Below are 20,266 nucleotides of genomic sequence, written 5' to 3'. Positions count from 1 at the left end.
GGCACGGTCCTGGACCGGGTCAGGAGAGCCGCATGTCGATGACGTACTTGCCGCGCACACCGCCGGATTCGAGCCGCCGATGGACCGCCGCGATGTCGTGCACGGGGAAAACGGTGTCGATCACCGGCCGGATCGTTCCCGCCTCGACGGCCCGGGTGAGGTCGGCGATCCGGTCGGCCGACGGGTTGTTGCTGAACATCTTGACGCGCCGGGGAGCGGCGGCCGCCCGCAGCGCGGTGCCGAGCATGGAGGAGACGACGCGGTCCGAGTCGAAGGAGAGGGCGACCAGACGCCCTCCGCGGGCCAGCCGCGCCTGGTAGGCACCCAGGTCGGTGCCGACGACGTCGACGATCACGTCGAAGCGGTCGAGGTCCTCCGGCCGGGTCGTGCGGTAGTCCACGGCCTCGTCCGCACCGAGCCGGGTGATCCAGTCGAGGTTGCGGGCGCCGGCGAGGGCGGTCACGTGCGCGCCGAGCGCCTTGCCCAGTTGCACCGCGATGCTGCCGACGCCGCCGGTGGCGCCGCGGACCAGGAGCCTTTCCCCGGGCTGGAGTCGCGCCTTGCCGATCAGGGCCGTCATCGCCGTGGTGCCCACCACCGGCAGGGCGGCGGCCTCGACCGGGCTCAGGTTCTCCGGAGCGCGGGCGAGCCGCTGCTCGGGCACGGCGACGTGGTCGGCGATGGCGCCGAAGGTGAGGTGCGGCATGAGACCCCACACCGCGTCCCCGACGCCCCAGGCGCGTACGCCGTCGCCGACGGCCGCGACCCGGCCGGCGAAGTCGCTGCCCAGGCCGCGCGGGAAGCGCACGCGCGTCACCCGGCGCATCTTGCCCGCTCGGAAGGCGGTCTCGCCGGCGTCCACGCTCGCGGCGTGCACGTCGACGAGGACTTCGCCGGGGCCCGGCCGGGGCGCGGGGACGTCGGCGACGCGCAGAACGTCGGGCGGGCCAAATCGGTCGAACTGTACGGCGCGCATGCCTTCGTCTCCTGTGTCGTGGACAAAAACGGGGTGCCCCTCCGCTTTCTTGAATATGGGGGCACCCCCCACTTAATGTCAAACGGCGGAGCCGCACGGCGGTGCAAGAATGGGGTGGCACCCCGCTTTACCGGCGAGGAAGGAGATTACGAGCGTGAGCAGGGAGAATCCGGGCCCGCCCAAGCGCGCGGACGCACGCCGCAACTACGATCGGATCCTCGAGGCCGCCGCGGCCGAAGTCGCCCGGCGCGGAGCCGACGCCTCGCTGGAGGAGATCGCACGGCGGGCCGGCGTCGGCTCCGCCACGCTGCACCGCCACTTCCCGTCCCGGTGGGGCCTGCTCCAGGCCGTCTTCCAGGAGCGCGTGGCGCAGCTCTGCGGCGAGGCCCGGTCCCTGGCACGCGAGTACCCGCCCGCGACCGCCCTGGCGAAATGGCTGACGTCCCTGGCGGTCTTCGGTGCCGTGACGCGCGGCGCCGCCCGTGCCCTGCTGCAGGCAACGGGCACGACCGCGTCGTCCTCTCCGGACTCGCGCTGCGAGCAACTGCTGATGGACGCGGGCGGCGACCTCCTTGCCCGCGCCCAGCACGACGGAACCGTCCGCGACGACGTGACCGTCGTCGAACTGGTCTCCCTCGCCAACGCGGTGTCCCTCACGGCCGAACACGCCTCCGACGCCGCGCAGCACGCCACCCGGCTCATGGGGATCGCCGTCGAGGGCCTGGGCGGGCCCGGACACGGCCCCCACGACTGACCCGCGTTCAGCTCCAGGCCCGCCGTTCCCGGCCGCGGGGGTCGTCGACCCTCGTCCACTCGGCGTCGATGCACATCGTGACCCGGCGGTCGGTGTCGTACGGGTCCCAGCCGGGGTCGCCGGTCCTGGCGAACCGGATCCAGGTCTCGTGGACGCGGCCGGCGAGGTCCTCGGGGGCGTCGTCGGGGCCGAGCAGGGCGGCCGGGCCGTGGAGTTCCGGCCGGTCCGCGAGGTCGAACACGAAGGGCAGTTCGACCCCGTGGGTGGCGCCCAGTTCGCCGTCCAGGGCGAGGGAGCGCCAGGCGAACCGGTAGGCGTAGGTGGCGGACCGCGGGTGGGCGGCATGGGCGTCGGCCAGAGCGCGGCTGCCCGCGCCGAACAGGGCGTCGCCCATGATGGCGGAGCGCAGTTCCGCGAAGGACGCCCCGGGGCGTGCCGCTCGGTAGGTCTCGACGAGCCGCGCGGGATCGGGGTGCGAGCGTGCGGCGGCCTCGTCGACGTCGGCGGCGGTCGAGGTGGCGTACTTGCCCACCGGGACCAGGTAGAGGTTGCCCTCCTCGGCGTTGGTGCCGACGAGCAGGTCGACGTCGGCGGCGCGACCGGCGGCGACGGACGCGGCGGGCTGGGTGTCCAGGACCAGGCTGAAGGGGCTGAGGCCGATCAGCGGGTCGCCGTGGGTCCCGGTCCGCAGGTCGATGCCCGCCAGCCCGGCGGCCGCCTCGACGAGCCGCTCGTCCGGGATGGGGCCGAAGGCGTCCACGTGGGGCTCGACGCCCAGGGCCCCGGCCGCGGCGCGGGTGACACGGGCGGCCTGCTCGGGCGTGAACGCGCCCAGGCCGCTGCCGCTCTGCACGATCGCCCGGCGGAACAGCCCGGCGGCCTCGGGGGTGGCGAGGACGCCGCCGACGATGGTCGCCCCGGCCGACTGGCCGAAGAGGGTGACGTTGCGCGGGTCGCCGCCGAAGGCGGAGACGTTCTCCCGGACCCAGCGCAGCGCGGCGACGACGTCGAGCAGACCGCGGTTGGCGGGCGCCCCGGGGACGTCGAGGAACCCGGCGATCCCGAGCCGGTAGTTGAGGGTGACGAGGACGACACCGTCACGGGCGAACGCGGAGCCGTCGTACAGGGCGGCCCGCGTCGATCCGGCGACGAAACCGCCGCCGTGGACGAACACCATGACCGGCAGGGCGTCACCTGCGTCACCTCCGGCGGCGGGCGCGAAGACGTTGACGGTGAGGTAGTCCTCGCCGCGGCTCCAGCCGGTGCCGAAGTAGGGGGTCATGTCGATGTCGCCGAGCCTGCGCGCGGCCTGCGGGGCGTTGGGTCCCGGCACGGTGGCGTCCCGTACGCCGTCCCACGGCTCGTGCGGCTGCGGCGGGGCGAACCTGCTCGTGCCGCGGGGCGGGGCGGCGTACGGGATGTTCAGGAAGGTGCGGGTGTCGCCCTGGCGCAGGCCGCGGACGGCGCCCTGCGCGGTGGTGACGACGGGTCCGGGGTGCTGGTTCATGCCGCGTGTCTTTCTCACTGGTGCGTCTCGCGTGTCCGTCTCGCGTGTCTGGTCTCGCGTGTCCGTCTCGCGTGTCTGGTCTCGCGTGACCGTCTCGCGTGTCTGGCTCGCCCGGCCTTGCGCGGGCATCATGCCTGCTCGGCCTCGGTGTACTTGGCGAACGGCGCCCAGCCCTTGATGGCGAACTTGCTCCCCGCACGCACGACTTCGGCGGCACCGTGGCCGCCGAGGTGCGCGGGGAAGACGAGGGCGTTGCTGTCGACCGCCGCGCCCAGGAGCTTGTGACGGGTGGCGCGGGCTTCTGCGGGGTCCTCGCAGAAGCAGCTGTTGGCGTCGGGTTCGTGGATCTGGATCGGGCTGTGCATCAGGTCGCCGACGAACAGGGCCCGGTCGGAACCGGACTCCAGCCGCAGCACGGACGAGCCCGGGGTGTGCCCGGGTGCGAGGTCGAGGCGCAGGTTCGCGTCGATCCGGTGGCTGTCCTCCCACAGCAGGGTGAGACCGGCCTCGTGCACGGGGGCGACGCTGTCCTCGAAGACGTTCTGGTTGCCGCGGCCGAGCAGGGTCTTGATCTCGTTGGCCGGGTTCCAGTAGTCGAAGTCCGCCTTGGCCATCAGGTAGGTGGCGTTGGGGAAGGTCGGTACCCAGGTCCGCCCGTCGAGGTAGGTGTTCCAGCCGACGTGGTCGACGTGCAGGTGGGTGTTGATCACGATGTCGACGTCCTCGGGGCGCACCCCGGCGCGGGCGAGATTGCCCAGGAAGTCGGTGTCCAGGCGGCTCCACACCGGCGCGTACGGCCGGTCCTTGTGGTTGCCGACGCCGGTGTCGACCAGGATGGTCCGGCCCTCGCTGCGCAGGACCCAGGTCTGGATCGCGGTGTTGACGATGCGGGTCTCGGCGTCCAGGAAGTCCGGCACCAGCCAGGAACGGTGCGTGTCCCACGCCTGAGCCGGGCTGTCCGGGACGAACGCCTCGGGCGTGAGGTCGACGGGACCGTAGTACTCCCGGACCCGGGTCACGGTGACGTCGCCCAGGGTGATGGTGTCCATGGTGCGCTCCAGTTCGATCAGTTCTTCCGCAAGGGTGCGTCGCGGTGCCGGGGCGGCGGTATGCGTCACGTGACTGCACCTGGCTGCGGCGGGCCGGCGTACTGCGCCGGCCCGTGCCGTGCGGGACCGTGGCGGGGCGGTCCCGCCGCCGCCCGCCCCACGGCCGCGCCGCCGTCCCGCTACTGTCGGAGAAATGCCAGTTCCTGGAGCAGCTGTGTCGAACGGTGGAAGCGCTCGAGCGGGCCGGAGTCCGGCCACGGACCTCGGCCCGACCGCGGTGAGCCGGGAAACCGAGACCGCGGACCTCGGCCCGACCGCGCTGGGCCGGGAAACCGAAACCACGGACCTCGGCCCGACCGCGCTGGGCCGGGAGACCGAGACCGCCAACCTCGGCCCGACCATGCTGGGCCGGGAGACCGAGACCGCGGAGCTCATGCGGCGCGTCGCCGCCGGCCGGACTCGCAGCGCGGTGCTGGTCGTCGAGGGCGAACCGGGTGTCGGCAAGAGCACCCTGCTCGACCTCGCCGTACGGCGGACGCGCGGGGCCGGCCACCGGGTGCTGCGAGCGGTCGGCAGCGAGTCCGAGCAGCATCTCGCCTTCGCCGGTCTGCACCAGCTGCTCCGACCCGTCCTCGGTGACCTGGACGGACTGCCCGCACGGCAGCGTTCCTCGCTCCGGGCCGCTCTGGGGCTGGCCGACCGTGCCGCGCCCTCCGACGCCCTGCTCGTCGGCCTGGCGGTGCTGACCCTGGTGTCGGATCTCGCGGAACCGGCACCGCTGCTGGTGGTGGTCGACGACGCCCAGTGGATCGACCCCGCGTCACTGGACGTGCTCTCCTTCGTGGCCCGGCGCATGGACAGCGAACCCGTGACGCTGCTGATGGGCGTGCGCGCCGCGGCCGCGCTGCCCGGGTTCGACAAGGGGTACGAGCGCCTGGCGATCGGTCCCCTGAGCGGGGACGCGGCGAACCGACTGCTCGACGAGCAGCCGGGGCCGCCCACCGGCCGCACCCGGGCCCGGATCCTCCAGGAGGCGGCGGGCAACCCGCTGGCCCTGGTCGAGCTGGCCCGCGCCGCCGCGAGCGGACAGCCGAAGGGCGCCGGGCGGGAGGGCCCGCTGCCCGTTACCGACCGGCTGGAAGGGATCTTCGCGGGGCACCTGCGGCACCTGCCCGACACCACCCGCCACGCCCTGCTGCTGCTCGCCGCCACCGACGCGGCGGACGCCCCGGCGGCCGCACGGGGCCTGCCCGAGGCGCCCGACACGGTGTGGGCGCCCGCCGAACGGGCCGGTCTCGTACGCCGGGACAGCGGCGGGGTCTCCTTCCGCCACCCGCTCGTCCGCTCGGCGGTCTACCACGCCGCGCCCTTCGAGGAGCGCAGACGTGCACACCTGGCCCTGGCACGGCTGCTGGGCGAGGAACCCGACCGGCGCGCCTGGCACCTCGCCGCCGCGACCGTGCGGCCCGACGCGCAGGTGTCGGCGGCCCTCGTGGAATCCGCCGGCCGGGCCCGGCGCCGGGGCGGCCACGCGGCCGCTGCCGCCGCCTTGGAGCGCGCCGCGCAACTGAGCCCGCGCCGCGCTGACCAGGCGCGGCTGCTGGCCGACGCCGCGGGCACGGCCGTCCTCACCGGCCAGCTCGGCTGGGTGGAACACCTGGCCGCCGAGGTACGGAAGCGCACCGACGACCCGGCGCTGCTCAGCCGGGCCGCGCTGGCGACGGGGCAGCTCATGACCGTGGGTGCGCACCACACGGCCGCCTTCGCGCTGCTGTCGCGCATCGCCGGGGAGGCGGCGGACGCCCGGTCGCCCCACCTGCTGGACGCGCTCGCCGCGGCGGCGGTGGTCCGCTACTACTCGGGCGAGGAGTCCCAGCGGCAGCGCATCGAGGCCCTGCTCTCCCAGGTGCCGGACTCGCCCGCGGGTGGTGCGCTGCGCGCCTGGACCCTGGCCGTCTCCGATCCGACCGGTGCGGGAGCGTCCCTGGCCCCGGCGCTGCCCCGGCTGATCGCCGCGGCCGGGGACGACGCCGGTTCCCTGACCGCCCTCGCCGTCGTGGCCTGGCTCCTCGACCGGACCACGCTGGCCGCCGCGACCTTCGACGAGGCGTTCGGCCGCTGGCAGGCCCTCGGTCCGCTGCCGGCCGGTCTGGCCTGCGCCGCGGGCTGGGCCTATCTGGAGCAGGGCCGCTGGGCCGAGGCCCGCACGGTGGCCGCCGAGATCACGGAGGTGGCCTCGCAGGCCGGACTGGCCCACGCCGAGGCGTGCGCACGAGCCCTCGACGCGACCGTGCTGGCGCTGCTCGGTGACCCGGCCGAGGCACGCCGGAACGCCGAGCGGGCCCTGGCCCTCGTCGATCCGCTGGAGAGCCGCTCCGTCGCGGTCTTCGCCCACCGCGCCCTGGGGCTGGCCGCGGTGGCCGAGGGCGACTACGACACCGCGTACGCGCGGTTCCGATCCGCCTTCACCGAGGACGGCGCCCCGGTCCACTACCACGTCTCCCACACCGTCCTGGCCGAACTCGCCGCGGCGGCCGTCCGCCGGGACCGGCGCGAATCCGCCGCGGTCCTACTGGAGCGATCGGCACGGCACCTGGGCACCGGCCTGACGGCACGCGTCTCCTCCCTGGTCGAACGAAGCCGCGCCCTGCTCGCCGAACCGGAGCACACCGAACGGCACTTCCGGGCGGCGCTGGCGGACGAAGCGGGCGAGCAGTGGCCCTTCGAGCGGGCGCAGACCCGGCTGGACTACGGAGAGTGGCTGCGCCGCCGACGCCGTATCGCGGAGGCCCGCCCGCTGCTGACCGAAGCCCTCGACACGTTCCGCCGGCTCGGCGCCCGCCCCTGGATCGAACGCGCGAAGGCGGAACTCCGGGCCGCCGGCATCGAGGCGAACGGCGTCGCACCCGGCGCACTCACCCGACTCACCCCGCAACAGCAACAGATCGTCCGGCTCGCGGCCCGCGGCCTGACGAACCGCGAGATCGGCGAGAAGTTGTTCCTCTCCCCCCGCACGGTCGGCTCCCACCTCTACCGCGTCTTCCCCAAGCTCGGCATCACCACCCGCGCCCAACTGCGCGACGCGCTCGACAACACCCTGCCGAACCCGGCACCGGCGCGGTGACACGCCCCTCACCGTAGTCCGCCGCTCACAACGGCCAGGCGGTGAGCAGATCGCCGGGGCCGTACGCGGCGTCGAGGCCCGGGGAGTCCACGCCGCTGCGCGAGACCGCCACCACCGGAAGGGGCATCGATCTCGACGTCGTTGGTGCGGGTCCAGTAGCCGCCCACCGCGGGGGCCGCGGGTAGCCGGTCGTCGGGCAGTACGCGCACCAGTGCCTCGCGGATGAGCGGTTCGATCGCCCGGCCGCGCCAGCTGGTCCAGCTGTCCCGGATCCGGGCCAGAGTCAGATCACCTCGTCCGCGCTCGATCTCCTCCATGGACGGGCCGAGCAAGTGCAGCCAGAACCGCAGGTAAGGATCCGCCACCCGGTAGCGACGGTCCTTGGACGGACGCAGCGACACGGGCAGCTCCGCCGCAATGACCCGCTTCTCGGCGAGCAGCTCCAGCGCTCGCTGAAGCGGCGTCGCCCCGATTCCGCCGGCCGCGCGGGCGATGTTGGTGAAGGTCCGCTCGCCACTGCCGATGGCCGCCAGCACCGTACGCGCCTGGGCCTGAGGCGGAAATTCGGCAGCCAGCGAGCGCTCGGCCGACACCAGCAGGGCCGAGACCGGATCGCTGAGCGCCTCCCCGAGGAAGTCCCACACTCCCGCGCCCGGCGGCCACTCCGCGCAGATCAGCGGCAGACCGCCGGTGACCAGCGCGGCACGAAGTCCGCCATGCCGACTACCTCCATGTCACTAACGACAACGTTAGTAACACAGACGTTAGCGACCCACTCCCACCGTGTCACCTCCAGCCCTCGGACCGATCGGCAGCCGAAGAAGGCAAAGCCATATCGGGGACGTGGACCACCGCGCTGCGGACCCGGTGCGGACAGCAAAGGCCGCCCAACCCGCTCCGTCGCAGGTCAGACGGCCTTTCGCCGGACGTATCAGACGTTGAAGCGGAACTCCACCACGTCCCCGTCCTGCATGACGTAGTCCTTGCCCTCCATGCGGGCCTTGCCCTTGGCGCGGGCCTCTGCGACCGAGCCCGTTTCGACCAGGTCGTCGAAGGAGATGACCTCCGCCTTGATGAAGCCCTTCTGGAAGTCGGTGTGGATGACACCGGCGGCCTCGGGGGCGGTGGCGCCCTTCTTGATGGTCCAGGCGCGGGATTCCTTGGGGCCGGCCGTCAGGTAGGTCTGCAGGCCCAGGGTGCGGAAGCCGACGTGGGCGAGGGTGGCGAGGCCGGGCTCGTCCTGGCCCACTGACTGGAGGAGCTCCAGGGCCTCGTCCTCGTCCAGCTCGGCGAGATCCGCCTCCAGCTTGGCGTTGAGGAAGATCGCCTCGGCGGGGGCGACCAGGGCGCGCTGCTCGTCCTTGAAGGCGTCGTCGGTCAGCTCGTCCTCGTCGACGTTGAAGACGTAGAGGAAGGGCTTGGTCGTGAGGAGGTGGAGGTCGTGGAGGAGCTCCGCGCGCTCGGTGCCCTGGAGGATGCCCTGGGAGAAGAGGGTGTCGCCCTTCTCCAGGATCTCCTTGGCCTCCTCGACCGCCTTGACCTTGGGAGCGATGTCCTTCTTGATGCGCGACTCCTTCTGGAGGCGCGGCAGGACCTTCTCGATGGTCTGGAGGTCGGCGAGGATCAGCTCGGTGTTGATCGTCTCGATGTCGTCCTTCGGCGAGACCTTGCCGTCGACGTGCACGACGTTCTCGTCCTTGAAGGCGCGGATGACCTGGCAGATCGCGTCGGACTCACGGATGTTGGCCAGGAACTTGTTGCCCAGGCCCTCGCCCTCGCTCGCGCCGCGCACGATGCCCGCGATGTCGACGAAGTCGACCGTCGCCGGGAGGATCTTCTCGGAGGAGAAGATCTCGGCCAGCTTCGCCAGACGGGGGTCGGGGACGCCGACCACGCCGACGTTGGGCTCGATCGTGGCGAACGGGTAGTTGGCCGCGAGCACGTCGTTCTTGGTCAGGGCGTTGAACAGGGTCGACTTGCCGACATTCGGCAGACCGACGATTCCGATCGTGAGCGACACGTTGCGACTTCCCGTACGTGAGATGCGGAGGGGCGGGTGGGATGGGGCGGGCCAGGCATGGGCCGATCCACCAGTCTACGGGGTGTGCCGTACCGGACCCGCGCGGAGTCGAACGCTTGGCCAAGACACGCCCGGCGGCGTGTCTGTCGGCCTATTCGGCACATAAACCGACCTAAGTTGGTCCAGTGGAGCAACACAGGACGCGACCTGCCCAGTACGGACCGCGACGAAGCGGGGCGCCGCTGCCCGCCCAGGGGCGCGGCGGGGCCGCTGCCGCGCGGCCGCCGGTGGGCCGGGCGGCCGGGCGGCCGGTGGGCCGGCCCGTGCAACCGGCGCGTCCGGCTCCGGGAGCGGGTTCGCCGGTGGCCCGGGTCGTACGTGCCCTGCGGGGGATGCCCAATCCGCGGTTGACCGGGCTCGGCAGTGGTCTGTTCTGCGCTGCCGTGATGACCCTGCTCGGCTTCCTGGACGGGCTGCTCTTCGGTGCGTCCCTGACCGTGTACGGGGTGCTGTTCGTGCCGGTGAGCCTGCTCACCGCGCTCTGGGTGCGCCGGGGCGACCTGCTGACCGCACCCGTCGTCGTGCCGATCGCCTTCGCCGTGGGCCTGGTGCCCGTGGCGGAGAGCGGGGACGGTCTCGGCGGACGGTTGATGGGGCTGGTCACCGCGCTGGCCACCGAGGCCGGGTGGCTGTACGGCGGGACGCTGGTCGCCGGGTCGGCCGTGATCGTGCGCCGGATCCGCCTGGTACGGCGACGGGCCGCCGCCCGCAACCGGCCCCCGGCCGCCTGAGCCACCCGCTCGCACGCCCCCGCGGTCTGACCGGCCCCGTTCGGACTGGGCCCGGCCCGATCACGCCCCCCGCTCAGCCCGCCGCGCGCATCGCCGCTCCCACGATCCCCGCGTTGTTCTGGAGCTGGGCGGGGACGATCTCCGCGCGGATGCCCTCGATGTGGGGCAGGAACTTGTGGGACTTGCGGCTGACGCCGCCGCCGATGATGAACAGCTCGGGCGAGAACAGCATCTCGACGTGGGCGAGGTACTTCTGGACGCGGTGGGCCCAGTGCTCCCAGGACATGTCGTGGTCGTCCTTGACCTTGCTGGAGGCCCGCTTCTCCGCGTCGTGGCCCTCCAGCTCCAGATGGCCCAGCTCGGTGTTGGGGACCAGGACCCCGTCGGTGAACACCGCGCTGCCGATGCCGGTGCCGAAGGTGAGCAGGATGACCGTGCCCTTGCGGCCGCGCCCGGCGCCGAAGTGCATCTCGGCCACGCCGGCCGCGTCCGCGTCGTTGACCACTGTCACGTCCAGCCCGCCCAGCCGCTCGGCGAACAGGGCGCGCGCGTCGGTGTCGACCCAGCTCTTGTCGACGTTGGCCGCGGTGCGCACCGTCGCGCCGCCCGTCACGACACCGGGGAAGGTGAGGCCGACCGGGCCGGTCCAGCCGAAGTGCTCGACGACCTCCTTGACCCCGTCGGCCACGCCGTCGGGGGTCGCCGGGTGCGGGGTCAGCACCTTGCAGCGCTCCTGGGCCAGGTCGCCCCTGTCGAGGTCCACAGGGGCGCCCTTGATCCCGGATCCGCCGATGTCCACGCCGAAGATCTGCATGGCCCTACGTTACGACGGACGACTGACAGTCACCCAAGCGGTGCCCCAGCCGGTCAGGTCCCGGCCGGTCAGTCCCCCGCCGTCCCCGAGCCGCCGCGCTCCGCGACCAGGGAGGCCGCCTCCTCGCGCAGGTCGCGGCGCAGCTCCTTGGGCAGTGAGAAGGTGATCGACTCCTCGGCGGCCTTGACGATCTCCACGTCCTCGAAGCCGCGCCGCGAGAGCCACTCCAGGACCTGCTCGACCAGGACGTCGGGGACGGAGGCGCCGGAGGTGACACCGACCGTGGTGACGCCGTCCAGCCAGGACTCGTCGATCTCGTCGGCGAAGTCCACCAGGTACGCCTCGCGGGAGCCGGCCTGCTTGGCGACCTCGACGAGGCGCTTGGAGTTGGAGGAGTTGCGCGAGCCGACGACGATCACCAGCTCGGCCTCGGCGCCCATCTGCTTCACCGCGAGCTGGCGGTTCTGCGTGGCGTAGCAGATGTCGTCGCTCGGCGGGGAGATGAGCTGCGGGAACTTGTCCTGGAGCGCGTCGACGGTCTCCATCGTCTCGTCGACGGAGAGCGTGGTCTGGGAGAGCCAGACGACCTTGGACGGGTCGCGGACCTCGACCTTCGCGACGTCCTCGGGGCCGTCGACGAGCTGGATGTGGTCGGGGGCCTCGCCGGAGGTGCCGATGACCTCCTCGTGGCCCTCGTGGCCGATCAGCAGGATGTCGTAGTCGTCGTTCGCGAAGCGGACGGCTTCCTTGTGGACCTTGGTGACGAGCGGGCAGGTGGCGTCGATGGTGGCGAGCTTCCCGCGCTCGGCCTCCTCGTGGACGACGGGGGCCACGCCGTGCGCGGAGAACATCACGATGTTCCCCGGGGGGACCTCCTCCGTCCGCTCGACGAAGATCGCGCCCTTCTTCTCCAGGGTCTGGACGACGTACTTGTTGTGGACGATTTCGTGCCGGACGTACACCGGAGCCCCGTACTGCTCCAGGGCTTTCTCGACGGCGATCACGGCGCGGTCCACACCCGCGCAGTAGCCACGGGGGGCGGCGAGCAGGACACGGCGGCCAGGCGAAGCAGTCATGGCACCCATCGTAAGGCCGCGTTCGGCGGGTCAGAGATCGCGTGGGTGCGGCGTTGCCGGGGAGACTGGCGGGAACGTTCCGAGGCGTGGCCCGAAGCGGAAACCGGGGCGGGAACCGAGGCACTGGCGGAGGCACGATGTCGCAGGCGGATACGACGGCCCCTGGGGCCGGTGGTGAGCACCAGCTCAGGCGCAGTCTGGGCTTCAGGGACCTGGTCGTCTACGGCCTGCTGTTCATCGCGCCGATGGCGCCGGTCGGCGTCTTCGGCACGCTGGACGCCAAGTCGCACGGCGCGGTCGCCCTCGTCTACCTGGTCGCCACGGTCGCCATGGCGTTCACCGCATTCAGTTACGCGCAGATGGTGCGGGTGGTCCCCCAGGCGGGCTCGGTGTTCGCCTACGCGCGCGCGGGGCTGGGCAACGGGGCCGGGTTCGTCGCCGGGTGGATGGCGATGCTGGACTACGTCCTCATCCCGGCGGTGGCGTACCTGTTCTCCGGCATCGCCATGGAAGCGCTGGTCCCCGAGGTGTCGCGGTGGGTGTGGACGGCGATCGCGGTGGTCGTCACGACGCTGCTGAACCTGTGGGGGGTGCGGACCGCGGCCCGGGTGGGCTTCCTGGTGCTCGCCATGGAGATCGTCGTACTGCTCGTCTTCGTGGCCACGGCCATCGTGGTCCTTGCGCAGGACGGGGCGGAGCGCGACTGGCTGTCGCCGCTGTCGGGGGACGGCACGCAGGGGGCGTTCGCGCTGTCGGCGGTGGTCGGGGCGGTGTCGGTGGCGGTGCTGTCGTACCTGGGCTTCGACGCGATCGCCACGTTCGCCGAGGAGGTCACCGGCGGTTCGGCGAAGGTCGCACGGGCGTTGCTGTTCTGCCTGGCGCTGGCGGGCGTGCTGTTCGTGGCGCAGACGTACCTGGTGGCGCTGCTCGAGCCGGTGTCGTCGGCTCAGCTTGCGGCCGAGCCGGAGCGGCAGGGCTCGGCGTTCTACGACGCCGTGGACGCGTCGGTGGGCACCTGGCTGCACGATCTGGTGGCGGTGAGCAAGGCGATCGGCGCGGCGTTCGCGGCGCTGGCCGGGCAGGCGGCGGCCGGGCGGCTGCTGTTCGCGATGGGCCGGGACCGGCGGCTGCCGGGGGTGCTGTCGCGGACGGACGGCGGGGTGCCGCGCGTGGCGCTGCTGGTGTCTGCGGTGATCACGATGGCGGCGGCGGTGTGGGCGGCACGCCGGGACGACGGTCTCGACCACCTGGTCTCGGTGGTCGACGTCGGCGCGCTGACCGCGTTCACGCTGCTGCACGCGAGCGTGGTGGGCTGGTTCGTGGTGCGGCGCGGCGGGGACACGGTCAGCTGGTGGCGGCACTTGGTGGTGCCGGTGCTGGGCGCGGCGATCACGGTCGCGGTGATCGTGGAGGCGTCGGGGACGGCGCAGGTGGTCGGGGCGATCTGGCTGGCGGTGGGTCTGGTGGTGCTGGCGGTGCAGTGGAGGGGGCGGCGGGAAGCGGACCCGACGGGAGCCTGACGGGCCCAGCGGGGGTGCGCCGAAGACCCGGCGAAGGCGTGACAGGGCCCGGCGGGACATGACGGCCCAGCGGGGGGTGTGACGGGGCCCGGCAGGGGGTGGCGACGGGGGCGCACCTGCGGGCCGGGTCGTCGGACCCGGCGGGGCGTGACGGCCCAGTGGAGGCATGACGGGGCGCGACGGGGACGTCCCCCGCGCGCGTGTAAACCCGGTGAGCGGACGACGGGGGCTCACGTGCGGGCCGGATTGTCGGACCCGGCGGGGCGTGACGGGGCCCGGCGGAGGCATGGCGGGGCTCCACGGGGACACCCCCGCGCGCGTGAACCCGGCGAGCGGGCCACGGGGGCGTGCGCGCGGGGGCCGGATTGTCGGACCCGGCCGTTACGCTCGGGCGCATGGCTGCCAACTCGACTCCCGAAAGCCCGCTGCCCGTGGGCGAGGTGTCCCGGCTGATCGGGGGCTGGATCGACCGGCTCGGCGCGGTCTGGGTCGAGGGGCAGATCACCCAGCTGTCGCGGCGGCCCGGCGCGGGTGTGGTCTTCCTGACGCTGCGCGACCCGTCGTACGACATCTCCGTGAGTGTGACCTGCTACCGGCAGGTGTTCGACGCCGTGGCGGACGTGGTCGGCGAGGGCGCGCGGGTGGTCGTGCACGCGAAGCCGGAGTGGTACGCGCCGCGCGGGCAGTTGTCCCTGCGCGCGGCCGAGATCAAGCCGGTGGGCGTCGGGGAGCTGCTGGCGCGGCTGGAGCAGCTGAAGAAGGCGCTCGCGCGCGAGGGCCTGTTCGCGGCCGAGCGGAAGAAGCCGCTGCCGTTCCTGCCGCAGCTGATCGGCCTGGTCTGCGGACGGGCCTCGGCCGCCGAACGGGACGTCCTGGAGAACGCCCGGCACCGCTGGCCCGCCGTCCGCTTCGAGGTGCGCAACGTCCCGGTACAGGGCGTGCACGCGGTGCCGCAGGTGGTGCAGGCGGTGAAGGAGCTGGACGCGCTGGACGACGTGGACGTGATCGTCGTCGCGCGCGGCGGCGGCAGCGTGGAGGACCTGCTGCCGTTCTCCGACGAGCAGCTGGTGCGGGCGGTGGCCGCCTGCCGTACGCCGGTCGTCTCGGCGATCGGCCACGAGCCGGACAGCCCGCTGCTCGACCTGGTCGCCGACCTGCGCGCCTCCACACCGACCGACGCCGCCAAGAAGGTCGTGCCGGACGTCGGCGAGGAGTACGAGCGGGTGCGGCTGCTGCGGGACCGCGCCCGCCGGTGCGTGGCGGCGTTCGTCGACCGCGAGGAGCGCGGGCTGGCCCACGCGCTGGCCCGGCCGTCGATACAGGACCCGCACCGGATGATCGAGGAGCGGGCCGAGCAGGTGACTGCCCTGCTGGAGCGGGGCCGCCGCTCGCTGCGGCACCACCTCGACCGGGCCGACTCCGAGCTGACGCACACGCACGCGCGCGTGGTGGCGCTCTCCCCCGCCGCGACCCTCAAGCGCGGGTACGCCGTACTGCAGCGGGCCGACGGCCACGCCGTTCGCGACCCCGGCGAGGTGGAGCCCGGCGAGACGCTGCGCGCACGCGTGTCCGAGGGCGATTTCTCCGTACGAGTCGACGCATAGGGTGGGTGGATGACCAGCGAGGTGGAGCAGCCGACGGCGATGTCCGAGGCGCTCGGTTACGAGCAGGCGCGGGACGAGCTGATCGAGGTGGTCCGGCGCCTGGAGGCCGGCGGTACGACGCTGGAGGAGTCCCTCGCCCTGTGGGAGCGGGGCGAGGAGCTGGCGAAGGTCTGCCGCCGCCGGCTGGACGGCGCGCGGGCCCGCCTGGACGCGGCGCTGGCCGAGGAGGACGCGGACGCCGAGGACGCCGCCGAGAGCGGCGACACCCCTGGGGCCTGACCGGCTAGGCGTCCTTCGCCGTGTCCTCGGCCAGGGTGTGCGCGACGAGCGCGTTGGCGTGTCCGTGGCCCAGTCCGTGCTCGGTCTTGAGCCAGGCGACGAGTTCCATGTGCTTCGTGAGCGGCGATGTGCGGATGAGGTCCTTCCACTCCGCGACCGGACGGCCGTACTTCTTCTCGATGGACGGGAAGTAGCTGGCCGGGCCCTTCACGGTGGCGGTCATGTCGATGCGCTCCCTGTGTGCGAGGTACGAGGTACGGGACAAGAAGTACGAGTGGCGATGTGTCCTGTAGGACCGCGGTCGGCGAGGGAAGTGGTCGCCGACCTCGTGTGATTCACGTCACTCGACTCACGTCACTCGACCTTCAGTGAGGTGAAGCGGGGCCAGCCCTGTTCCGCCCTCTCGTTGCGCGCGCTGAGCGAGAACCCTCCCGCGCCCTCCGCCGCCCGCCACCGGCCGGCGCGGACCGAGGTGCAGGGTTCGCCGTCGATGCTCACCCGCACCCGCCGGGGTGTCACCGACACGGTGATCCGGTGCTCGGCGGCGGGAGCGAGCCGGCAGGTCCGCCGGTCGCCGGTGCCCTCCGGCCCGCTCGTGGTGAGGCTCGCCGTGTGGTGGCCGACGGAGAGCGCCACCGGGTGCTCGCTGCCCACGCGTACGGTGATGCCGACGCCGTTGGAGGTGCCGTGCAGCCCGTTGGCGGTGGCGCGCAGCCGGTAGGTGTGCCAGTCGGCGGTGGCCAGCGGGCGGTAGGCGGCCGAGACGTAGTCCGTGCCGTCCGGGGGACGGACCTCGCCGGTGAGCGTCCCCGGTCCGGTCCGCCCGGTGTCGCCGGTCGTCTGCCAGTGCTCCGGGTGGGACAACGGCCGGTCGGCGTCGGACGGCGCCGCCGGGGTCCACCGGGCCAGTTCGCGCAGGAGCCCGGCCGGGGTGGTGTCCCTGGTGACTTCCAGCCGTTGCACCTGTCCGGCGGCGGCCGCGCGGGGGCCGGCCGGCAGGGGCCGGGCCGAGTTGTTGGTGAGCGTGGCCGTGAAGCGCGCGCGCAGCATGGACCGCAGGGTGTCGGCGCCGTGCGCGCCCAGGTTGGACTCGGCCGGCCGTTCCGAGAACGGGTAGGCGAACAGCCGAGGGCGGGGCAGGTCGTGTGCCACGAGGTCGCGGACCGACCGGTCGAGGTCCGCCGCGATCCGGCGCCGGTACTCGTCGGGGGTCTCGACGCGTGCTTCGTCCGCCAGCCACAGCCGGTTGGTGAACGCCGAGCGCTCGTGTCCGGCGGCGTCCACGGCGGCACGTTCGTGGCTGAGGTGGGTGTGGGCCTGGAAGTCCCAGCGCCCGGACCGGGCCATCCGTTCGATCTCGGCCCAGGAGAGGTAGTACGGCCGGTGGGTGCCCACCCGTCCGGTGATCAGGTAGGCCGCCGCCTTCATTCCGTGTCGGGCCAGGACCGGGTCGGCGTGCGTCCACAGTCCGTGCGTGCCGTCGTCGAAGGTGAGGTAGACGGTGCGCGGGCCGGGGAGGCGGCCGTCGCTCAGGAAGCCGGTGAACTCGCGGGTGGACAGGGTGCGGTAGCCGGCCTCGCGCAGGGCGCGCAGCTGGGCGTCGAAGCGTTCCGGGGAGACGGTGTAGCGGCTGCGGCCGTCGGGGCCGACGTCGTGGTAGGCGAGGACGACCGGCGCAGCCCCGGCGGGCGTCGCCTCGGCGCCGGCCGCCGCGCCGGCGGCACCGGACGCGGGCGGGGCGGCCTGCTCGGCGACCGCGCGCCGGGCGGCGTCGTAGTGCCAGGCCACGGTGAACGGCAGCGCCACGACGGCCGCCGTGAGCAGTCCGAGGGCGGCACGCAGCAGGGGCCGTCCCGGCCGGTTTGCGGGGGAAGCGTCGCGCGTCACGTCCACCGTCCCCGGGTGATGACGAACAGGTAGACCAGGGCGATGACGGCGAACGTGAGGCCGACGGCGAGCGAGCGGCCCAGCCCGCGCAGCAGGATCCTCATGCGGCGCTCCTCGCCCAGACGTTCCGGCGCAGTGTGAGCAGGGCGTACGGCAGCAGCCAGGCCAGTACGCAGCAGGACAGCAGACTCATCAGGGGGCGGCAGCGCCAGGCGCGGTCGCCCGGGTGGTCGAGGCGGTAGGCGAGGCCCCAGACGCACCCCTTCAGGACGACCCCGCTCAGGTAGAGCAGGGTCAGCAGGCCGGCCAGGTGCAGCGGGGCCCACACCAGGTGCCGGACGACCAGGGCCGGTGCCGCGATCACCCACAGGGCGTGCCCGTAGTACAGCGCGGCGGCGGCCGGGCCCCGGCGCCACATGAAGCGCCCGGTGAAGAACAGGTTCCTGATGAAGCTCTTCTTCCACCGGATCTGCTGGCGCAGGAAGGCGGAGGGCCGGGACGGCACCCGGGTCCAGACCCGGGCGGAGCGGGTGTAGCCGACCTCCCAGCGCAGCTCGGGGTAGTCGTGCTCGCGGACGAAGGGGGAGTCGGCGTGCCGCTCCTTGAGCGCGCGACCGTGCCAGGCCTGGCCCAGGACGTAGCCGGTGAGCTGGCGGTCGGTGGCGAACCGGAAGGGGGCGCCGAGGAAGCGGTCCTCGGCCCAGGCGGGCAGGTAGTTCCAGACAGCTTCCCGGCGGAAGGCGGCGAGCGGTCCGGAGACGCAGGTCACCGAGCCGACGGCGGCCTCGGCGGCCTTGCTGATCCGGAACTGGCCCTCGTACCAGATGTCCTGGACCCGGGCCAGCAGTCCGGCGCCGGTGTTGAGCGCCCGGCAGTGTCCGCCGACCGCGCCCAGTTGCGGGTGCCGGACCAGGGCGGTGACGCAGTGCCGTACGGCGTCCGGCGCGACGACGCAGTCGGAGTCGGTGAACAGCAGGACGTCCCCGTCGGCGACTGCGCAGGCACGGACCAGCGCCCCCTTCTTGCCGAGGTTCTCCTCCAGCCTGATGAGGGTGAGCGGCAGCTCCTGGGCGAGGCGTTCCAGGACGTCCGCCGTGCCGTCGTCGGACGCGTCGTCGACCACGACCAGTTGCAGGTCCGGGTAGTCGACGGCCGCCATGGAGCGCACGCAGTCCTCGATGTGCGCGCGTTCGTTGCGCACGGCCATCAGGAAGCTCACCCGGGGCCGCGCGGGGAGCGCCGGGAATGCCTCGGCGTGGCGCGGGCGGCGGCGCAGGGGGCGTACGGCCGGGTCGTCGTAGCGGCTGTAGGCGAGGTGGAGGAGGCAGACGGTGCCGCCCAGCACGGTCACGCCGTAGAGCGTGAGCGGGTCGAAGGCGTGCGGCAGGCGGACGGCGCTGCGGGCCAGCAGCAGGAGGAGGGGCAGCAGGGCGAGCAGGGTGAGCAGCCGTACGACGTCGCGGCGGACGCCGGCTTCGAGGGCGTCGAGTCGGCCGCCGACGCGGTGGCGGACGCCGGTGCGGACCGGGGTGCCCGGACCGGGTCCGGGGCGCAGGACGGTCATGCGGTGACCTCGGCGGCGGAACGCGCGCCGCTCCCGGCACGTTCCGCCGCCCCGGCGAGGGGGCCGCGCTGCCGGGTGTCCAGGACGGGCGGGGCGTCGGCGGCGCACAGCCAGGTCAGGTCGTGCACGGGTTGGACGGTGTGCAGGACGACCAGGTCCCACGGGCGGGTGTGCGGATCCGGTACGTGGTGCAGCGTGTCCGCGCCGACGCGCAGAGACGGCACCAGGGGGTCGCAGTAGGCGACGTCCGCGCCGGCTCCGGCGAGCCCGGCGAGGATCTCCAGGGCGGGGCTCTCGCGGACGTCCGCCACGCCCTCCTTGTAGGCGACGCCGATCAGCAGGACACGGGCGTCCCGCGGCGGGACGGCGGCGCCCGCCAGCAGGTCCAGGGCCCGCTCGGTGATCCGCGTGGGGCGGTCGCTGTTGGCCGCGAGCGCGGTGGCGACCAACGGCGCCTGCTGCCTGGCCTTGCCCAGCTGCCACAGCAGGTAGTGCGGGTCGCAGGGGATGCAGTGACCGCCGACGCCGGGTCCGGGGTAGAAGGGCATGAAGCCGTACGGCTTGGTCGCGGCGGCCTCGATCACGGGGGCCGGTGCCAGGCCGAGCGAGTGGCAGGCGTCCGCGAGTTCGTTGGCCAGGGCGATGTTGACGGCGCGGTAGGTGTTCTCCCAGAGCTTGGCCATCTCGGCGGTCTCGGGGTCGGGGACCGTCCGGACGACGGAGGCCGTCGGGGCCAGCAGGGCAGCGGCCGCGCGGCTGCTGTGCGGTCCGGCGCCGCCGACCAGGCGTGGGGTGCGCTCGGGGGTGTGTTCTTCGTTGCCGGGGTCGATGCGCTCGGGGGCGAAGGCCACGTACACGTCCTCGTCGGCGGTGAGCCCCCGGGCCCGCAGCGGTTCGACCAGGAGGTCCCGGGTGGTGCCCACGTAGCTGGTGGAGGTGAGCACGATCAGCTGACCGGCCACGGCGTGCTCCACCACCGACGCGCAGGCGGCGGACAGCGCGGTGAGGTCGGGCTCGCGCCGGGCGTCGACCGGGGTCGGCACACAGATGACCACGGCGTCCGCGGCGCGCACGGCCGTGGCGTCCGAGGTGAGACGGAAGCCGTCACCGGCCGAGGCGCAGGCGAGCTGGGCGTGGTGCAGCGGGAGCAGGTCCACGGCTCCGCGGGCGATGTCCCGCAGCCGGTCCGCGCTGTTGTCGATGCCGATGACGGTGGCGCCCGCGTCGCGCAGGGCGAGCGCGGTGGGGAGTCCGACGTAGCCGAGTCCCACGACCGCGACGGTTGGTCCGGATACATCATT

Annotated in this window: 16 protein-coding genes and 1 pseudogene; 6 read left to right on the top strand and 11 right to left on the bottom strand. The window is 73.4% G+C overall.

Annotated elements, in window-relative coordinates:
• Positions 1–19 precede the first annotated feature (19 nt).
• Complete coding sequence (locus tag IE258_RS03140; RefSeq protein ID WP_189738603.1) at positions 20–976, bottom strand: NAD(P)-dependent alcohol dehydrogenase; 957 nt, start codon at positions 974–976, stop codon at positions 20–22.
• Positions 977–1,130: 154 nt separating this feature from the next.
• Here IE258_RS03140 and IE258_RS03135 point away from each other — a divergent pair, with 154 nt between their 5' ends.
• A complete protein-coding gene (locus IE258_RS03135; protein WP_189738600.1) occupies positions 1,131–1,730 on the top strand; it encodes a TetR/AcrR family transcriptional regulator in 600 nt (199 codons plus the stop codon).
• Positions 1,731–1,737: 7 nt separating this feature from the next.
• Here the strand turns inward: IE258_RS03135 and IE258_RS03130 are convergent, their stop codons facing one another.
• Together IE258_RS03130 and IE258_RS03125 are read right to left on the bottom strand one after the other, a co-directional pair.
• The gene (locus tag IE258_RS03130; protein WP_189738597.1) at positions 1,738–3,237 is read right to left on the bottom strand and encodes a carboxylesterase/lipase family protein; all 1,500 of its coding nucleotides are present in this window, start codon (positions 3,235–3,237) and stop codon (positions 1,738–1,740) included.
• 128 nt (positions 3,238–3,365) lie between these two features.
• A complete protein-coding gene (locus IE258_RS03125; protein WP_189739282.1) occupies positions 3,366–4,286 on the bottom strand; it encodes an MBL fold metallo-hydrolase in 921 nt (306 codons plus the stop codon).
• 400 nt (positions 4,287–4,686) lie between these two features.
• On the opposite strand from IE258_RS03125, the gene IE258_RS03120 reads away from it, so the two are divergent.
• Positions 4,687–7,410 (top strand): helix-turn-helix transcriptional regulator, encoded by a 2,724-nt coding sequence (locus IE258_RS03120; protein WP_189739279.1) that lies wholly within the window; start codon positions 4,687–4,689, stop codon positions 7,408–7,410.
• Between the two features lie 25 nt (positions 7,411–7,435).
• Here IE258_RS03120 and IE258_RS03115 read toward each other — a convergent pair.
• Positions 7,436–8,114 (bottom strand): annotated as a pseudogene (locus tag IE258_RS03115) (ATP-binding protein); the annotation flags it as partial.
• Between the two features lie 227 nt (positions 8,115–8,341).
• Positions 8,342–9,430 (bottom strand): redox-regulated ATPase YchF, encoded by a 1,089-nt coding sequence (gene ychF / locus IE258_RS03110; protein WP_189738594.1) that lies wholly within the window; start codon positions 9,428–9,430, stop codon positions 8,342–8,344.
• Positions 9,431–9,615: 185 nt separating this feature from the next.
• Here ychF and IE258_RS03105 point away from each other — a divergent pair, with 185 nt between their 5' ends.
• Complete coding sequence (locus IE258_RS03105) at positions 9,616–10,221, top strand: DUF6542 domain-containing protein (protein WP_189738592.1); 606 nt, start codon at positions 9,616–9,618, stop codon at positions 10,219–10,221.
• Between the two features lie 73 nt (positions 10,222–10,294).
• On the opposite strand, the gene ppgK is transcribed toward IE258_RS03105, so the two are convergent.
• Together ppgK and IE258_RS03095 are read right to left on the bottom strand one after the other, a co-directional pair.
• Positions 10,295–11,035: a polyphosphate--glucose phosphotransferase gene (gene ppgK / locus IE258_RS03100; RefSeq protein ID WP_159324157.1), complete on the bottom strand. Its 741-nt coding sequence runs from the start codon at positions 11,033–11,035 to the stop codon at positions 10,295–10,297.
• 68 nt (positions 11,036–11,103) lie between these two features.
• The gene (locus tag IE258_RS03095) at positions 11,104–12,120 is read right to left on the bottom strand and encodes a 4-hydroxy-3-methylbut-2-enyl diphosphate reductase (protein ID WP_189738589.1); all 1,017 of its coding nucleotides are present in this window, start codon (positions 12,118–12,120) and stop codon (positions 11,104–11,106) included.
• Between the two features lie 128 nt (positions 12,121–12,248).
• Here IE258_RS03095 and IE258_RS03090 point away from each other — a divergent pair, with 128 nt between their 5' ends.
• From IE258_RS03090 to IE258_RS03080, 3 genes are all read left to right on the top strand, one after another.
• Positions 12,249–13,631 (top strand): APC family permease, encoded by a 1,383-nt coding sequence (locus tag IE258_RS03090; protein WP_189738586.1) that lies wholly within the window; start codon positions 12,249–12,251, stop codon positions 13,629–13,631.
• Between the two features lie 395 nt (positions 13,632–14,026).
• Positions 14,027–15,235, top strand: coding sequence for an exodeoxyribonuclease VII large subunit (gene xseA, locus IE258_RS03085; RefSeq protein ID WP_087807451.1), 1,209 nt, complete (start codon positions 14,027–14,029; stop codon positions 15,233–15,235).
• A gap of 9 nt (positions 15,236–15,244) precedes the next feature.
• Complete coding sequence (locus IE258_RS03080; RefSeq protein ID WP_189738584.1) at positions 15,245–15,514, top strand: exodeoxyribonuclease VII small subunit; 270 nt, start codon at positions 15,245–15,247, stop codon at positions 15,512–15,514.
• A gap of 4 nt (positions 15,515–15,518) precedes the next feature.
• Here the strand turns inward: IE258_RS03080 and IE258_RS03075 are convergent, their stop codons facing one another.
• The 4 genes from IE258_RS03075 to IE258_RS03060 all read right to left on the bottom strand — a co-directional run bounded on the left by IE258_RS03075 (position 15,519) and on the right by IE258_RS03060 (position 20,236).
• On the bottom strand, positions 15,519–15,737 hold the full coding sequence (locus tag IE258_RS03075; RefSeq protein WP_164458779.1) for a DUF4287 domain-containing protein: 219 nt from the start codon (positions 15,735–15,737) through the stop codon (positions 15,519–15,521).
• A 131-nt stretch (positions 15,738–15,868) separates the two neighbouring features.
• On the bottom strand, positions 15,869–17,401 hold the full coding sequence (locus tag IE258_RS03070) for a polysaccharide deacetylase family protein (RefSeq protein WP_229891917.1): 1,533 nt from the start codon (positions 17,399–17,401) through the stop codon (positions 15,869–15,871).
• Between the two features lie 100 nt (positions 17,402–17,501).
• Entirely contained in the window at positions 17,502–18,965 is a 1,464-nt protein-coding gene (locus IE258_RS03065; protein ID WP_189738578.1) for a glycosyltransferase family 2 protein, read from the bottom strand.
• Positions 18,962–20,236 carry a nucleotide sugar dehydrogenase gene (locus IE258_RS03060; protein WP_229891916.1) on the bottom strand — a complete coding sequence of 425 codons (1,275 nt, stop codon included), beginning with the start codon at positions 20,234–20,236 and terminating at the stop codon, positions 18,962–18,964. The genes IE258_RS03065 and IE258_RS03060 overlap by 4 nt, the downstream gene beginning before the upstream one ends.
• Positions 20,237–20,266 lie beyond the last annotated feature (30 nt).

This window comes from Streptomyces tendae (genome assembly GCF_014650435.1).
Taxonomy (GTDB): Bacteria; Actinomycetota; Actinomycetes; order Streptomycetales; family Streptomycetaceae; genus Streptomyces; species Streptomyces tendae.
This window is presented reverse-complemented; position numbering and strand designations above follow the sequence as displayed.

Excerpts from the sequence above, each read along its gene's own strand:
- IE258_RS03075 (WP_164458779.1), bottom strand. The coding sequence starts at position 15,737 with ATGACCGCCACCGTGAAGGGCCCGGCCAGCTACTTCCCGTCCATCGAG.
- IE258_RS03130 (WP_189738597.1), bottom strand. The coding sequence starts at position 3,237 with ATGAACCAGCACCCCGGACCCGTCGTCACCACCGCGCAGGGCGCCGTC.
- IE258_RS03080 (WP_189738584.1), top strand. The coding sequence starts at position 15,245 with ATGACCAGCGAGGTGGAGCAGCCGACGGCGATGTCCGAGGCGCTCGGT.
- IE258_RS03090 (WP_189738586.1), top strand. The coding sequence starts at position 12,249 with ATGTCGCAGGCGGATACGACGGCCCCTGGGGCCGGTGGTGAGCACCAG.
- IE258_RS03140 (WP_189738603.1), bottom strand. The coding sequence starts at position 976 with ATGCGCGCCGTACAGTTCGACCGATTTGGCCCGCCCGACGTTCTGCGC.
- IE258_RS03120 (WP_189739279.1), top strand. The coding sequence starts at position 4,687 with ATGCTGGGCCGGGAGACCGAGACCGCGGAGCTCATGCGGCGCGTCGCC.
- ppgK (WP_159324157.1), bottom strand. The coding sequence starts at position 11,035 with ATGCAGATCTTCGGCGTGGACATCGGCGGATCCGGGATCAAGGGCGCC.
- IE258_RS03095 (WP_189738589.1), bottom strand. The coding sequence starts at position 12,120 with ATGGGTGCCATGACTGCTTCGCCTGGCCGCCGTGTCCTGCTCGCCGCC.
- IE258_RS03125 (WP_189739282.1), bottom strand. The coding sequence starts at position 4,286 with ATGGACACCATCACCCTGGGCGACGTCACCGTGACCCGGGTCCGGGAG.
- IE258_RS03065 (WP_189738578.1), bottom strand. The coding sequence starts at position 18,965 with ATGACCGTCCTGCGCCCCGGACCCGGTCCGGGCACCCCGGTCCGCACC.
- xseA (WP_087807451.1), top strand. The coding sequence starts at position 14,027 with ATGGCTGCCAACTCGACTCCCGAAAGCCCGCTGCCCGTGGGCGAGGTG.